Origin of the sequence: Bacillus sp. D7-8, assembly GCF_052055895.1 — a bacterium.
GTDB lineage: Bacteria > Bacillota > Bacilli > Bacillales > Bacillaceae > Bacillus > Bacillus velezensis.
Genome location: NZ_CP179922.1, coordinates 1,421,915 through 1,438,942 on the forward strand (window position 1 = coordinate 1,421,915; position 17,028 = coordinate 1,438,942).

Sequence of the window (17,028 nt, forward strand, 5' to 3'; positions counted from 1 at the left end):
AAAGGAATGAGACAGGTGGCCAGTAATCAAAACTATCAGTTCACATTAACAATTAAACATACGGACTATATTGTCAGGGATCACCGGGTGCATGGCACCCGGATTATACCCGGTGTCACATTTTTAGATATGATATACCGTATGGCGCTGAGCAAAGGTTTGCCTATTGAAGAACTTGAATGTCAGAATATTTTGTATTTGGAACCTGTAGCAACATCGGATACCTTTGACAGAGAAATCCGCATCCGTTTTCAGGGATTGGAACAGGGATGGGAAATTCAGGCGAAGAGCAGAAAGGTAAAAGATGACCGCATTCTGGATGAAAGCTGGGATGAGAATATGACCTGCAGGCTCATGCCGAAAATCCCGGAAAGCATGAGTTCAATCAATATTGATGAAATTAAACATGCCTCCGCCCGTGAAGCTGATATGGAGATATGTTATGACTATTTAAAAAAGGTTGATATAGAGCATTTTGAATTTATGAAGAGTCTGGGGAAGGTTTATGCGTCTGACCATTCTGTACTTGCAGAGTTGACGCTCAGCCAAATTGCCAATCAATATACCGGCTATTTTCAATTGCATCCCACTTTTCTTGATGCGTCTACCATCATATCGATCCTTTATCAGGCATGTCCCGAATATTTTACACAAGGATCTCCGGCAAGCCGGATGAAAACGTATATTCCCATTCATATTGAATCTTTCCGTATGACGAAGCGCCTGGAAGACAGGTGTTATGTGTACATAGAGAAGCAAGACCAAAATCATGATTCAGGGGATGTCATCCAAGTAAGCTACGGTTTGTACGATGCATACGGGGAGATGATCGCTTATTTTACGCGGCTGTCTGTGAAACATATTCGCTCAAAAGATTTAATTGAAAACCTAAAGCAGACTCGTTTGGAAACTGAAGCCGCTTCTCAGCCAAAAGACAGCCTGATCAGAAAAGATTCAATCATAAATCGAAGCGAAAGCATTGAGACACACCTTAAAGAATTAATATCCGGGGTTTCAAATATAGATCTGCGTGACATAAGGACAGACATTGGTTTTTATGAACAGGGCCTGGATTCAGCTTCTTTGCTTGCCATTGTCAAAGAACTTGAAAACAAAACAGGGGAACAGCTGTATCCTACACTCCTGTTTGAGCAGAAAACGATCCGGGAACTCGCCGCGTATATTAAAGAAAATCAAAGAATGTCCAGTTATTTCTTAACGCGAAATCAACCGGCTGAAAAGCCTGACATGAAAGAAAGTATGAACGAAAATCTTTCCGCTCTTATAACAGAAGGAGACATTCAGCAGCTGATCGCAGATATCAAAGGGACTGCCCCTGAAACACTCTCTGTGGTAAAAGGTTTTTATGAACAAGGCCTCGATTCCGTAACACTTATGCAAGCCGTAAAGGCATTGGAGGAGAAAACAGGCAGGGAACTGTACCCTACTTTATTGTTTGAGTATCCGACGATTCAAAAACTTGCAAACTATTTTGCAGAAAGCGGCGAAAAAACTTCCGTTGAAAAAGACCTCCCTCTTCATTATGGAGAGAATCATACGGCTCTGACCTATTTAACGCCGCATTGGAGACAAAAGGCTGCCGCTTGGGACCCGAATTGCGGAAATAAAAAGAAAAGAACATGCCTGCTGTTTCAATATGACAGAGAGCTTTTTCATTTTATGCGGGAAAATGCTGAAAATGGATTCGAAAATACACAGATCATTCTCGTTTTATCAGGGAATCGTTTCTCCTATCACGGAGACGGTGTTTATGAGATAGATCACAGGGAGGAAGCTCACTTTGACAGGCTTGCAGCTGATCTGAAAAAAAGGGGGCAAATGCCCGACACCGTGGTTTACGGGTGGCCGGAAGGGTCATTTGCCGGCCCGGAAAAAATAAGTGAACAGCTTTCTAAGGGGGCTTACCCGCTATTCTTTTTCAGCCGGGCATTGATGCGCAGCAAGACGGAAAAAAAGGTTGTATCGCTTTTCCTTTATCCGGCGGATCATAAAAATGATCAGCCGCTTTACGCTTCAGTCCATGGCGCAGGGCAGTCTATTGTGCTTGAGAACCCGAAACTGGCCCTTAAGACAATCGGGATATCAGTTTCAGACAAGTCATCGTTGCCGGAACTTACAGCTGAAATCATCAGAGTCGAATCTGCGGAAGCGCATCCGGGAGAAACCGATCTTTATTATGAAGGAAATGTGCGCTGGGTCCGTGCCTTACGGGAAGCAGAACCGGCTCCAAACTCAGATTTCTCCTTTAAAGAAAACGGAGTATACATGATTACAGGAGGGTCCGGCGGCTTAGGTCTTATATTTGCAGAACATATCGCAGCCCAAACGAAAGCCAATATTATTTTAGCGGGCCGTTCTGAACTTACGGAAGACAAAAAGAACAAAATCAGCCGAATGAAAGCAGGCGGTTCTTCGGTTCAATATATAAGAGGTGATTTTTCAGATAGCCGCGATGCAGAGCGAATCATAAAAACCATTAAAAGGCAATTCGGAGAAATCAACGGTGTGATACACAGTGCCGGTGTGACGCACGACGCTTTATTGATTCAAAAATCAAAAGATGAAATTCAGGAAGTAATCGCTCCGAAAATAAATGGGACGGTCTTATTGGACAGCTTGCTGCAAACCGAACCTTTGGACTTCTTTGTGATGTTTTCATCAAGCACCTCGATGTACGGGAATATCGGACAGACGGATTACGCATTGGCCAACCGGTTCATCGATCTTTTCGCTGAGTGGCGTGAAGGAATGAGGCGGAAAAAAGAACGCTCCGGCGTCTCAGTAGCCATCGGCTGGCCGCTATGGGAAGACGGCGGCATGAAAGTGGATAAACAAACTGAAAAATGGATGAAACAAAAAATCGGTATGGTTCCCCTTAGTAAAACCAATGGGATCAAAGCTTTTCAAGATTCACTCTCTCTGAACGCATCACAGCTGATCGTGTTTGAAGGTGACAAAGAAAAATTGGAATCTGCACTTCAAGATACCTTCATAGAGGATGAAAGCCGTGAGATCCAAATAAATGAAACAGCTGATACAAGGCATGAGGACATTGCCATTATCGGATTAAGCGGAAAGTATCCGATGGCTGAAGACTTACCTGAATTTTGGGAGAATTTAAAGAGCGGAAAAGATTGTATTACAGAAATCCCGCCTGACCGTTGGAATATGGATGATTTCTTCAGCGAAGACAGAGATATGAAAGGGAAGTCTTACAGCAAGTGGGGAGGTTTTATCAGCGGAGCCGATCAATTTGATCCGCTTTTCTTTCATATTTCCCCAAGGGAAGCAGAACTTATGGATCCCCAGGAAAGGCTCTTTTTAGAAACGGCCAAACATTGTTTTGAAGACTCAGGGTACCCGAGAAACATGCTGGAAAAGATGAAAGTCGGTGTATTTGTCGGTGCAATGTGGGGCCAATATCAACTATTTGAAGGAGAAGAAAATGGAGTGGCTTTCTCGCCGGCGTCCGTCTATTCTTCAATTGCCAATCGGGTGTCTTATTATTTTCATTTAAAAGGTCCGAGTTTGGCTCTGGATACAATGTGCTCTTCATCACTGACCTCTATTCATTACGCATGCCAAAGCATACATTGCGGAGAGAGCGATATGGCATTAGCCGGCGGAGTGAATTTGTCAATACATCCGAATAAATATAAGTTCCTCAGCATGGGACAGTTTCTATCAAGTGACGGCAGATGCCGGAGTTTTGGAAAAGACGGAAGCGGTTATGTTCCCGGTGAGGGAGTCGGGGCCGTATTGTTAAAACCATTGAAAAAAGCAATAGAAGATCAAGATCAAATATACGGTGTGATTAAGGGAAGCGCCGTTAACCACGGAGGAAAGACGAGCGGATATTCCATACCGAATCCGGATGCGCAGGCGGAGGTCATTTCAGAAGCGCTTCGTAAAGCTGACATTGATCCGAATACCGTCAATTATATTGAAGCGCATGGAACGGGTACGTCATTAGGCGATCCGATTGAAATTCAAGGACTGAAAGATTCCTATCAATTGAACCATCCTTGCGCCATCGGTTCGGTGAAATCAAATATCGGACATTTAGAATCTGCGGCAGGAATCGCTGCGGTAACGAAAGTGCTTCTCCAAATGAAGAATAAGCAGCTTGTTCCTTCTCTGCATTCCGATATTGTTAATCCGTTTATAGATTTTGATCAGGTTCCTTTTCAAGTGCAGCGGAAAGCGGCTGAATGGAATATTCCGCAAAACAGCAATGCTGTTCATCCTTTGAGAGCCGGAGTAAGCGCTTTTGGAGCAGGAGGAACAAACGCGCATCTTATATTGGAAGCGTATGAGCCGCCAAAAGCTTTTGATCATCAAAGCGGCCGAGTGATCTTTGTTTTATCGGCTCAAGACAAACAACGGCTGATAAAATATGCGGAGGTTATGGCTGATTTTCTATCAGAAAATGAATCGAAGGATAACAATCATAAACTGCGTCTTCAGGATATTGCCTATACACTTCAGACGGGACGCGATCATATGGAAGAACGGCTGGCGATAGTGGCAGATTCCGGGCGGGTCATTGCTGAAGAGCTTTCAGCTTATACCAGGGGTGAAAAAAGCAGCTTAAGCTATACCGGTAATACATTCGAATCAGAAGTTCACAATGAAATGCCTCACGTTTGTTCAGATTACGCCGAAGCAGCATCCAAATGGGTAAATGGAAGAAAGATAGATTGGGAGACTTTTGAGGTGAATCGGAATGCTCGCAGGATTTCTATTCCGGGACAACCGCTGATCAAACAGCGGTATTGGATAGCGGAAAAAGGGGAAGCACTTGTTTCAGCGGATGTCAGTAAGCCGACTCACCCTTTCTTGGGGAGTAACACGTCCGATTTTAATCAGTTCAGTTTCACGAAAAAAATCAGCCGTAATCATCCGTTCGCACTAAGTCTGTCTGAAGGAAACGTGTCCTTTTTCCCTTATGCATCTTTGGCTGAAATGGCTATCGTCAATGCAGCGGCGGCATTTGGACAACCAGTTCAAACATTGACTGATTTATTGTGGACCGAAAGCATGAACGGAATGACTGATATACGGGAACTGATGATTACGCTGACGCCTGAGCGCGACTTTGCGCGGTTTGACATATATGCAAACACAAAAAATGAGAATAAAGTACGTCTTGCCAGGGGAAATGCGCATATTGTTAAGCCTGAAAGCGGTATGTTTCCTGAAGCGCTTGATATTGCTGAAGTCAAATCAAAAATGACTGAACATCCGGCTGAAGCGCCTTTTGTCATTGAATCAGCGAAAAACAGTGACGGAATGCTGTCGCTTCATTCATTGCCGGATGAGCTTTATGCAAAAAGAGAGAATTTTACGATCTCTCCTGAAGCGCTTGAGTCCGCGATTCAAGCCAGTGCGTTTTTTGTCAGCGGAGAAACCTTCCCGGAATTGATCGGAATGGGAGCGGCGGATGTCTATCAGCCTCTCGCTCAAAATTTTTATGTCTATACTCAAAAAGAGAACCGGCAGAACAGCCGTGATGTAACTTGTCATATGACATTTACAGATGGAAACGGAAGCATTCTGGCAGAGTGCAGAGATGTGAGATTCAGATATGGTCATGAAAAAGACACTGTTCAGACGGACGACGAACTCATTCGTCTCCTGCGTCAATTGGAAACCAATGATATTGATCAGAAGGCTGTATTGAAACAATTAATGGGGGAAGAATGATGAACGGAAAACGTGAACAACTCAGCGATATTCTTGATCAGATTCAAACAGGACAAATGTCGGCTGACGAAGGCTATGCCCGTGTGACATCCATTCAGAATCAAAAATCACGGGCATCGAACCATCCGCTTTTATATTACAAGCCGGAATGGACTGAATCGTTCATTCCGAATAAGAAGAGCGCACCCTTGACGGGATTGCTCCTGATTTTTGCAGAAAATGAACGGCAAATACAAGAATTGAGCGGTTTGTTTAAGGACTGTACTCTCTTGTTTGTCATCCGCGGAAAAGAATTTGCTGTTTTACATGATGATACGATTTGTATGAACCACGTGAAAAAAGACGATTATCTAAAGCTGTTCCGATACATTCATGATCATTATCAGCTGCCCGAAAAGATTCTTCACTTGTGGTCTGATTCTCAGGCTGACATGAGTAAGGAAGGTATACAGAAACAATTGGAAAACGGATTGTTTTCTCTACTGTATATTACACAGGCGCTGATTGAACTAAAATGGAAAAAGATAATAAAGCTGACGCATATTTTTCAAACAGAGAATAAAGAACAACTGCCGCTGCATCATGCTCTCGGCGGATTGGTGAAAACCGTTCACCAGGAACACCCCAATTTTCACTATCAGATTATCAATATTACGCAATCAGAGGGTGCGGGAGCCGCTCTTCCAGCAATAGCGGATATATATCAGAGAGAGTGTGACGAAAAACGGGATATCCATTTTGAAGTGCGCTATGAAAACGGCAGACGTTTTACGAAAAGCTATAATAAAGCCGGCTCATTCGATTTAACCCAGCCGCTGAAACATCATGGGAATTATCTGATTACAGGAGGCCTGGGCGGTCTCGGTTATATTCTGGCAAAACATCTGTCGGAACAATGGAAAGCGAATCTCATATTGACGGGGCGCTCTGATTTAACTGAAGAGCAGGAGAAAAAGATCGAATATTTAAGAAGTTCAGGTTCAACAGTTGAATATATCCGATCTGATGTTTCAAAACAAAGTGATGCTGAACGGATGTTTTCTTTTGCAAAAGAGCAGTTCGGCACCTTACATGGAGTATTTCACAGTGCCGGCGTACTCCGTGACTCTTTTATCTTAAGAAAGACAAAAGAAGAAATTGATCAAGTCACAGGTTCGAAAGTTTATGGCACGCTGTGGCTGGCGGAAGAAATCAAAAAAATGAAAGTTGAATTACTTGTCTTGTTTTCATCCACATCGGCAGTCTTCGGCTCAGCCGGCCAATGTGACTATGCTTTCGCCAATGCCTGTTTGGATCAGTATGCAGCAGTTATGACCGCAAAAGAGTCTGCCGGAAGGGTAGTGTCAGTCAATTGGCCGCTATGGACTTCCGGCGGGATGAATATTGACGATGAAGGAATATCCTACATGAAACAGGAACTCGGTCTTGACCCGTTAGATGACGGTGACGGAATACAGGCTCTGGAGAACAGCTTGTGTCAATCATCTGAACAACTGATTGCCCTGAAAGGCCGTAAAGAAAAGATTGAGGATGTGCTGAAGCGTGCCGGCACAATCAGCTTACATTCAGACCAGCAGGAAGATGCCGATTTGCAAAACGATGAATTAAGACAAAATATCATCAGTTATCTGAAAAATATAATGTCAGAGGAATTGAAATTACCGGTCTCACTCATAGATGAGAAACAATACCTGGAGAAATACGGTATTGATTCAGTAATGATCATGCGTCTGACCAAAAAGCTGGAGCAAAGTATCGGCAGATTGTCGAAAACATTATTTTTTGAATATCATTCAATATCTCAGTTAGCTGAATATTTCCTGAGTCATCACAGCGAACGAATGATGAAACTGCTGAAACCGGCCGGCACATCTGAACTTGTCTCATATCAAAAAAAGCCAAAAAGAAAACCAGTGGAAACAAAAGCGCCGGTACGCTCTGAAGGAGAAGGTTCAAAAGAGCACATGGCGGCCGATCCCCTTTCTGCTGATATAGCCATTATCGGTGTCAGCGGCAGGTATCCGGGTGCGGAAAACATCAGGGAGTTCCAGAATGTGCTGATGAATGGACGGGATTGCGTAAGCGAAATTCCTGATGACCGGAAAGAAATGCTGGAGGGAAGCTGCTATAAGTGGGGAGGTTTTCTGAAAAATCCAGACCGGTTTGATCCTTTATTTTTCCGAATATCACCGAAAGAAGCGGCTTTTCTTGATCCTCAGGAACGTCTCTTTTTAGAGACAGTGTACAATACCATAGAGGATGCGGGTTATAAACCTTCAGATCTGACCCGCAAAAAGGTCGGAGTATTTGCAGGCGTCACATATGGAAGCTATCAATTTTTCGGCGTTGAAGAATCACTTAAAGGAAATGAACTGGCCGTCGGGTCTCCATTTTCTGCAATAGCAAACAGAATATCATATTTCTTTAACTTTAAGGGGCCGAGTATGGCGGTTGATACAATGTGTTCATCCTCTCTTAACGCCATTCACTTAGCCTGTGAAAGTATACGAAGAGGAGAAAGCACACTTGCTGTTGCGGGCGGTGTCAATCTTACGCTTCATCCGAATAAATATACATTGTTAAATCAAAGCCGCTTCTTTGCAAGTGATGGCCGATGCCGGACATTCGGCGAGGGCGGTGACGGTTATGTACCGGGAGAAGGAGTGGGATCCGTACTTTTAAAGCCGGCGGTGGAAGCGGTAAGGGACGGAGATCATATTTATGCGCTGATTAAAGCGACAGCGGTCAATCACGGAGGGAGAACAAACGGTTTTACGGTTCCTAATCCAAATGGTCAATCTGAACTGATACAGGACGCGCTTCAGAAAGCTTGTATTGACCCTCGTACAATTAGTTATATTGAAGCTCACGGAACGGGAACTTCTCTTGGAGACCCGATTGAGATCACCGGGTTAACAAAAGCGTTTCGGGAATTTACGGAGCACACTCAATATTGTTCCATCGGTTCTGTCAAATCAAATATCGGCCATCTTGAGGCCGCAGCGGGAATTGCCGGTTTGACAAAGGTTCTTTTGCAAATGAAACTGAAAAAACTGTTTCCTTCCATACATGCGGAGACGTTGAATCCAAATATTGATTTTAAAGCCTCTCCCTTTTATGTACAGCGGTCATTGCAAGATTGGAAGAAACCAAAACTGCAGGAAAACGGAAAAACAGTAACTGTTCCGAGAAGAGCGGGGATCAGCTCATTCGGAGCGGGAGGAACGAACGTTCATATCATTATAGAAGAATATGAAGAAACAAACGTCTCAACAGAACATGTTGAGAACGAACCGCATATTGTCCTGTTATCTGCCAAAGACAATGAACGTCTTCTTGAGTATGCCGAAAACATGAGAGATTTTATCCAACGTTCACTAAGTCCTGAAGTAAAGGATAAGCAGCCTGATATGAAAGAAAAGGTGTATGAAGTACTCAAACCGTTAGTTTCGGAATTGCTTCATATCCATCCGGAAGAAATTAATATTGCTGATCACCTGAGTGAATTTGGCGTAGGGCCTTTGGAATTAAGCCGGATGGCGGATTTTATTAACGAAATGTTTCATATTGAACTCACGATGTATGAATTAACTGATTGCCCCTCCATTCAAGCGGTTACTGAATACTTATTGAAGGAATATGCCGGAGCGATAAGAAACCTGTTCCCGAATGAAGTGATGGAAGGCAGCCAATCGGAAAGCGTCGTTTTACGGGATCTGGCATACACTACACAATCGGGCAGAGAAGCGATGGAGGCCAGAGCGGCGATTACCGGTACCTCTCTTAAAGAAATGAAAGATAAATTATTTGAGTTTTGCCGCGGTGACAAGCAAGTTCCAGGCGTATATGTTCATCAGCAATCATCAGATGCATTTGCTGAAAAAATGAAGGCGTTAACGGAAGGCACAGCAGGTGAATTGTTTGTAAAGACCATTATTGAGAACGGTGAAGCGGAAAAGCTGGCTCAATTATGGGTTTGGGGGGCGGATATCGACTGGAAATCCGTTCATCAACATTTACAGCAGCCGGGTAAACGGATCTCAATTCCGACTTATCCGTTTGCAAAAGAACGTTATTGGGTTCCGTCCAGGACTGAGAAGGCAGAGATCCCTCAGCATTCTTTTCAACATCACTTGCAAAAAAAATGGAGGGAGAATCCGTTTGTCAATCCATCCGAAACAAAAGAGTACGGACTGACAGTAGCATTTGTAAATCAAGACACAGAATCAATTGCCCGCACCATTTGTTCGGATATAGATCAGGAGAATCTGATTGTCATCAAACATCATTCTTCATTTATAAAACACTCTGATCAAATGTTTGAGTGTTCTTTATTAGATGAAAACCACGCATACGACGTTATCCGTGAGATCTTCTCGGGCGGTGAGCGGCTGGTCGAAAATATATTTGATTTCTCAGATATCGGAAACCAGAGTGAAAATCAGAACGGCATCCCATATGGTAAATTCTTATTTATACAAGAAATAATTAAGCGGAGTAAAAAGGAAACACCATTATCCATTTTACAAATCACCAATGGTTTGCAGGTATTTAAAGCGGAAAAACCAAAGCTGACGGGGGCAGAATCAGCGGCTTTTCTGAAAGCCCTTTCTGCGGAATACGGCTTTGTTCATGTGAAAACAATAGATATAGACAGCATGAAAGAAACGCATGAGCTGAAACAAATCTTTAAGAATGAAAGGCAATGTACCGGAGAGAATGAAGTATGCTACCGCAGCGGCGTCAGATATGTTCCGTATTTTGAAGAAGAAAGAATCCATACCGGCGGGCCTGTTTCATTTCCTGCGGATAAAGCCATCGTGATTACCGGCGGCACAGGGGGCATTGGCAGAGCAATAGCTGAAGATTTGGTGAAACGGGGAGTGAAAAAACTCGTGCTGACGGGTACGCGTCCATTACCTTTGCGAAGTGAATGGGATCATTTGCTGAAAGAGGGCAGACAGGACGAAAAGACAGTCAGCAATATAAAACTGTTTCAAAGTTTTGAAGAGAAAGGTGTCAACTATCTGTATTACAGCGGTTCTCTCACAAATGAAGAGAAGCTGCGTTCATTCTTTCACCAAGTAAGCCTTGAATTTAAAGATATAAGCGGTGTCATACACTGTGCCGGACTGCACAGCGGCGGAAATCCGGCCTTTATTCATAAAAGAATGAGTGAATTTAAGACGGTGTACGGGCCGAAAGTCACTGGACTTCAAAATTTGGAGCGGATTTTTAATAATAGGCCGCTGGATTTCTTTATTTTATTTTCATCAATTGCAGCACAGTCACCCAAACTGTCGAAAGGAATGACTGATTACGCGTCTGCAAACGCATATATGGACTATTTCGCGGCTTATCATTTTCAAAAGGGGAGAACGTATTTCACGTCCATCAATTGGCCGAGCTGGAAAGAAGTCGGAATGGGTACTGTGACGAGTCCTTTATATGATGAATTGGGACTGGACTCTCTATCCACACGGGAAGGACTGGCGATTTTGTATCATGCACTGGAGAGAAAATCGTCCAATATCATTCCTATCGTGAAAAAAGGAACAGTGTTTCATGCAGACAGTCTCCTGAACATCAATAAAACCGGCAAGGCTTCATTTCCAGTCCGAAGACAGGAGACTCCCGACACTTTTGATCATTCAGAAGGGCTTGTCAGTGAACTTTCTGCCGTATTTGCCGAGGAATTGAGCATTCCCCTTGAAAAGCTTAACCCAAATACGGATTTTCAGGAATACGGTGTGGATTCTATACTACTTGTCAGCATTATACATCGAATAGAAGCAATGATTCAGAAAAAAATTGACCCTACTGTGCTTCTTGAACACAACACGATTCATGGTCTTGCGGAATATATCGGTAAGACGGCGCCGCCGTTGAAGAAACAAATCGAACAGACTGATTCTCAAAGCAGCAATCAGCAAGATATGCAGTCTGTGACGAGCCGAAATACAGAACCGCAGACGGCTTCCTCTGCAAAGATAGCTGTTATCGGAATCGGATGTAAGTTCCCTGGAGCGGCTGATAAAGAGGAATTTTGGGACAATCTGAGAAAAGGGAAGAATCATATTAAAGAAGTACCTGATTCCCGGTGGAATATAGAAGAAAATTACTCTCCGGTGCAGCAAAAGGGAAAAAGCATCAGCAAATGGGGAGGATTTATCAATGGAATCGGCAGCTTCGATCCGGAGTATTTCCGCATGGAAGAGGAGAAAGCCATCCAAACGGACCCGCTGATAAGACATTTCTTAGAAACGAGTGTACAGACTGTACGGGATGCCGGTTATGAAGAAACGGAATTATCGGGAAAAAAAGTCGGCGTATTTGTCGGTTCCAGAATGGGCGGTTACGGTCACAAACTGCCGAAAGAAAGTACCAGCCACATCGTCGGGCTTAGTCAAAACTTTATTGCTTCACATGTGTCGCATTTCTTTAATTTTCACGGTCCAAGCATGGTTTCTGATACCGCTTGTTCTTCTTCATTAGTCAGCATTCATTTAGCCTGCCAAAGCATAAAAAACGGTGATTCAGAGATGGCGCTGGCAGGAGGGGCGGATCTGCTTTTGGATGAAATTCCTTACCTGATGTTAACAGAAGGAGGAGCTCTTTCGCCGGACGGTCAGTGTTTTACTTTTGATGAAAGGGCAAACGGCTTTGTACCCGGAGAGGGTTTTGGCGCTGTTCTGTTAAAACCGCTCGAGAAAGCAAAAACAGACGGAGATCGGATATACGGTATCATTGAAGCATCAGCTATTAATAACGACGGTGCGACAATGGGAATTACGACTCCGAATCCTAAGCTTCAAGAGCAGGTTATTCAAGATGCATTTGAAAAAGCCGATATCACTCCCGGATCAGTCAGCTACGTCGAAACTCACGGCACAGGCACGATGATTGGAGATCCGATTGAGCTTCAGGCTCTGACAAAAGTATTCCGAAGAGACACAAACAAAACGCAATTTTGCGGAGTAGGAAGTGTGAAAACCAATATCGGACACTTATTAAGCGCTGCCGGAGCGGCAAGTTTCATAAAAGTGATTTTATCAATATGGCATAAGGAAATTCCGCCTACATTGAATTGTGAAACGCCAAATCCGCGCTTTGAATTTGAAAAGTCGCCTTTTTATCCGAATACAGAGCTGAGAAGCTGGAAGGATGGAAAACGGAGGGCGGGCATCAGCGCTTTCGGTTTTGGCGGAACAAACGCCCACCTTTTGGTAAGCGGCCTGGATGATTCATATCATTCCGTCAGAACTCCGCTGCCGCCTGCTGAGTTTGTCAGAAAAGAGTACTGGCCGGATTCAAATCGGAAAAAACAAATCAAACAGAATAAAAAACGGCTTCTTGAAATTATTGATGAAACAGAGTAGCACCTGCTCTGTTTCTTTACTTTGTAAAAGAAGAAAGGTTGTCGAGTTGCATGAGGTTCAGCGTATTAGTCAAACATGACGATTATATTGTTTCAGACCATGTCCTTCATCAAGTGCGTACGATACCCGGCGTAACGTATCTGGATTTAATAACACGATTTTTAGCTGAGAAAGGGATATCCCCCCGAAGTTTTGAAATCAAACATGTTTTATTCCGTGAACCTGTTGCGACGTCAGTCCATTTTGATAAAAAAGTCACCTTCCAGTTTACGGAACAAGAAAACGGCTGGCTTGTTGAAACAACAAGCAGGAAATGGGTCGCTGAAAAGGCGGAAGGTGAAGCGTCAGTCAACTTGCAGGCGGAAATCATAAGAAAAAATGCGATAAACGAAAAGACAATTTCAATCGAAGAATTAAAGAAAGGGGCCGTCCGGATTTCGGATGCTGAAGCCGCTTATCGTAATTTGCGCAGGGGCGGCCTGATTCATAAAGATTTTATGAAATTGGAAGGTACGGTATATGAAGGTGAAAATTATATTCTGGGAGAGGTCAGTTTAAGCGGACTTTCAAAAGAATATACAGATGACTTTTACATGCATCCCGCATTTTTGGATGGGTCTCTCAGCTTGTTGGGAATCCTTACATCAGACTTGCCGGATGAAGGAACAAATGCGTTTATCCCTATATATATTGAGACATTCCGGGCACTGCATAAAACAACTGGGTCTTGTTTTGTGTATATTAATAAAACCAGTATAACGCAGCCGCCTTCTAAAGACATTTTATATGCGGACATAGAAGTATACAGGCCTGATGGAGAGCTTGCTTTTTATTATGAGAGATTCGGTGTGAAAAGAGTCAGAAATGAAAAATCAATACAAAGGCTGGAGCATTCCCAAAAAGCTAAAGAGGTCGGCAGCGCAACGAACAATAAAGAAATGATCAGAAATAATTTGATCCAAGAGATAGCCGGCATGATTGAAAAACCTGCTGAAACAGTGAAGAATGATATTTCCTTTTACGAGATGGGCTTGGATTCTAAACAATTATTAGACTTATCCAAAAAATTAGAACTGATGTTAGGTTCAAAGCTGTACCCGACTTTATTATTTGATTACTCCACAATCGGTGAATTGACGGAATTTCTGCAGGAGAAATACGGAGCCGACATTACAGACTCTATCTCTAATACAGTTCAGCACCAAGGCAGTCATAAAACATTAACAGATGAGCTGTCATCCATTATTGGAGAGGCTACAAACACACCGTCAAATAAAGCGGACAAACACCAATCTTTTTACGAACTGGGTCTTGACTCAAAACAGCTGCTGCATATATCGAAAATGCTCGAGGAAAGATTGGATACACAATTGTATCCGACATTGCTTTTTGATTATAACAATATTCATGATTTAGCGGCTTATTTAGAAGAAAAATATGATGTGCGTAATACGCCGGCCGCAGCTTTTAAAGAAAAAACGCAAACGAAAGAGCCGTCTGAAAAGCCGGTGCTTGAATCTTTGTATTTACAAAAAGAATGGATAGAATCGCCATTAAAGTCCGGAGAAGTACCTAAGGAAAATACACTGATTTTCGATTTCGACAGTTCATTGAGTGATGAAATCCGAAAGTACATCGGCAGTGAAAATGTTATTTATGCGGAAGCCGCCGCTGAATATGAAATGGTAAATGAAAAGCATTATAAATTTAATCCGGAGCAGTCTGCTCATTACTCCAGACTGTTAGAAGATATGAAAAAGTCCGGAGCATTTCCGGCCTCAATCATTCATTACCTGTCAAAAAAAGCTTATACTGAGGCAGCGTTAGATCTGACTCACAGCTTTTATTCAATTCTTTATTTGAGTAAAGCTTTGATCCATCAAAAAGTAAAAGAAAACATCAACATTCTGTACGTACATGACAAGGGTCAATATACAAATCCGGTTTACGCCGCGATTGGAGGCTTTTTTAAAACGCTGAATGCGGAGCAGCCGAATATAAAGTGTAAAACGGTTGAGATTTCTTCAAGACAAACCATTGAAAAAGCACCTTTGCTTCTCAATGAATTAAGTGCCGGACATCATCAGGCTGTGAAATATGACGGCGATCAAAAAAGGCGGGTGACAGCATATAAAGACGCTTCGCCGCAAACAGGACAAAAGGCCGCAAAGTTTGCAAAAAACGGGGTGTATCTCATCATCGGAGGATTAAGCGGCATCGGCTGGATTATTTCAGCGTTTCTTTATGCAAATCACGGAGCCAGGGTTATCATTGCCGGGCGATCGAAAATGACAGCAGACATGGAAGAAAAATTAGACAGCATCCGATATGACGGGGCAAGCATTTCTTATATCCAGGCTGACATGTCAGATAAGCAGCAGGTCATCAAGTTAGCGGAAAAAATTCATGCTGATTATTCCGAAATCAACGGGGTCATTTACAGTGCAGGCGTGTTAAAAGACTCTCTCATTATGAATAAAACAGACGCGGAAGCTCAAGCGGTGCTGCAATCAAAGGTCAATGGTGTGATTCATTTGGATGAAGCGCTCAGAGATATGCCTTTAGACTTTTTTGTTTTGTTTTCTTCCATCTCCTCAGAAATCGGAAGTCTGGGTCAAGCCGATTACGCCTACGCCAATCGTTTTCTGGAGCATTTTGCCGAGTGGAGGGAATGTATGAGAAAGGCGGGGGGGAGATCTGGAAAAACCATCGCTGTAAATTGGCCTTTCTGGAAAGACGGAGGCATGTCAGTTGATCCCGGCATTCAAGACATTATGAAAACGGAGTACGGACTTCACCCATTAGAAAATACTGCCGGAATCAAAGCTTTTGAACACTCGCTTCTCGGCCAAGGCCACCAGCTGATCGTGTTATACGGAGAAAAAGAAAAAATACAAAACGATTTCAAGCCGTTATCCGCCCGTTCAGCACCGCCTCTGGTAAGAGATTCAGCGATTGCAGCCGATTTTGATGCTTCGTCAGTCGTTACGGGAGAAGCTGAAAGTCCTTTCCGGATACTCGGCACGGCTTCCAATCGTCATCTCGACGATTATTTGCATTATTGGAGCAGACTGAAGAAAGGAGCGCTTCAGCATAATCAAAGCGATGCCGCAAAAAAACTCATCGCTTTTTACCAGACAGAAGAAACGGAAACCGTTCATTTTCTGGCAAACACAGAAAATGCCCGGCATATGGAAATATTGATGAGCGGTAAGGGTGAAACAATTTTACTGATTTGCGGTTTTGCTACCACTGCTTACATGTGGAAAGAACAAATGAAGGAGTGGGCAGATCAATTTAATGTAATTGTCATACACACACCGGGTTACGGGCTGAGTGAGGGGAGCGCCGATTTTACACTGAGCGGGCTGGCTCAGACTTTTATCGAAGTGCTGAACGAGATAGGGGTTGCTTGGCCGATCCACATTGCGGCAGCTTCTTGGGGAGGCATGATAGGGCAGAGGATAGCCTATGAATACCCTGAAAAAGTAAAAACACTCATTCTTTCCGGAAGTTACACCGCATACGAAGAAGACCCTGAAAGCAGTGTCGAGGAAAAACTGAAAAATGATTTTATAGCTATAGGAAAGTCGCATGAATATGAAAGTTTATACAGTAATCAATTCTTAAATGCTTCTATTGAACGTTTTATGAAGATACATCAACAAGAAGGCTATTCTACGATCGGCTTTTTAAAAGACATTCATACAAGAACGCTTATCCTTACGGGTGAGAAGGAAAGCGTAGTTGATCAGAAAGAAACAAAAAGGCTGCAGAAACTGCTGAGCAATGCAGAATTAAAGAAAATTAAGGGAGCGGGGCATCTTCCGAACATCACACATCCGGAAGAATTTAATAAAGCGGTGTCAGAATTCATCAAGAAATCAGTAAGTAAGGGATGAAAACGATACATACAGTACAG

3 protein-coding genes are annotated in these 17,028 nt (G+C 43.2%); all 3 read left to right on the forward strand.

Translation table 11 applies throughout. The annotated features are described in order from the left end of the window. Positions 1-15 precede the first annotated feature (15 nt). The 3 genes from ACKTRM_RS07320 to ACKTRM_RS07330 are packed head-to-tail and all read left to right on the forward strand — an operon-like array spanning position 16 to position 17,008. Positions 16-5,727 (forward strand): type I polyketide synthase, encoded by a 5,712-nt coding sequence (locus tag ACKTRM_RS07320; RefSeq protein ID WP_012117470.1) that lies wholly within the window; start codon positions 16-18, stop codon positions 5,725-5,727. Then, on the forward strand, positions 5,727-13,106 hold the full coding sequence (locus ACKTRM_RS07325; RefSeq protein WP_041482190.1) for a type I polyketide synthase: 7,380 nt from the start codon (positions 5,727-5,729) through the stop codon (positions 13,104-13,106). Before ACKTRM_RS07320 ends, ACKTRM_RS07325 begins: the two co-directional genes overlap by 1 nt. Before the next feature lie 50 nt (positions 13,107-13,156). Beyond that, positions 13,157-17,008: an alpha/beta fold hydrolase gene (locus ACKTRM_RS07330; RefSeq protein ID WP_012117472.1), complete on the forward strand. Its 3,852-nt coding sequence runs from the start codon at positions 13,157-13,159 to the stop codon at positions 17,006-17,008. The last annotated feature ends 20 nt before the right edge of the window (positions 17,009-17,028 follow it).

Excerpts from the sequence above, each read along its gene's own strand:
- ACKTRM_RS07325 (WP_041482190.1), top strand. The coding sequence starts at position 5,727 with ATGAACGGAAAACGTGAACAACTCAGCGATATTCTTGATCAGATTCAA.
- ACKTRM_RS07330 (WP_012117472.1), top strand. The coding sequence starts at position 13,157 with ATGAGGTTCAGCGTATTAGTCAAACATGACGATTATATTGTTTCAGAC.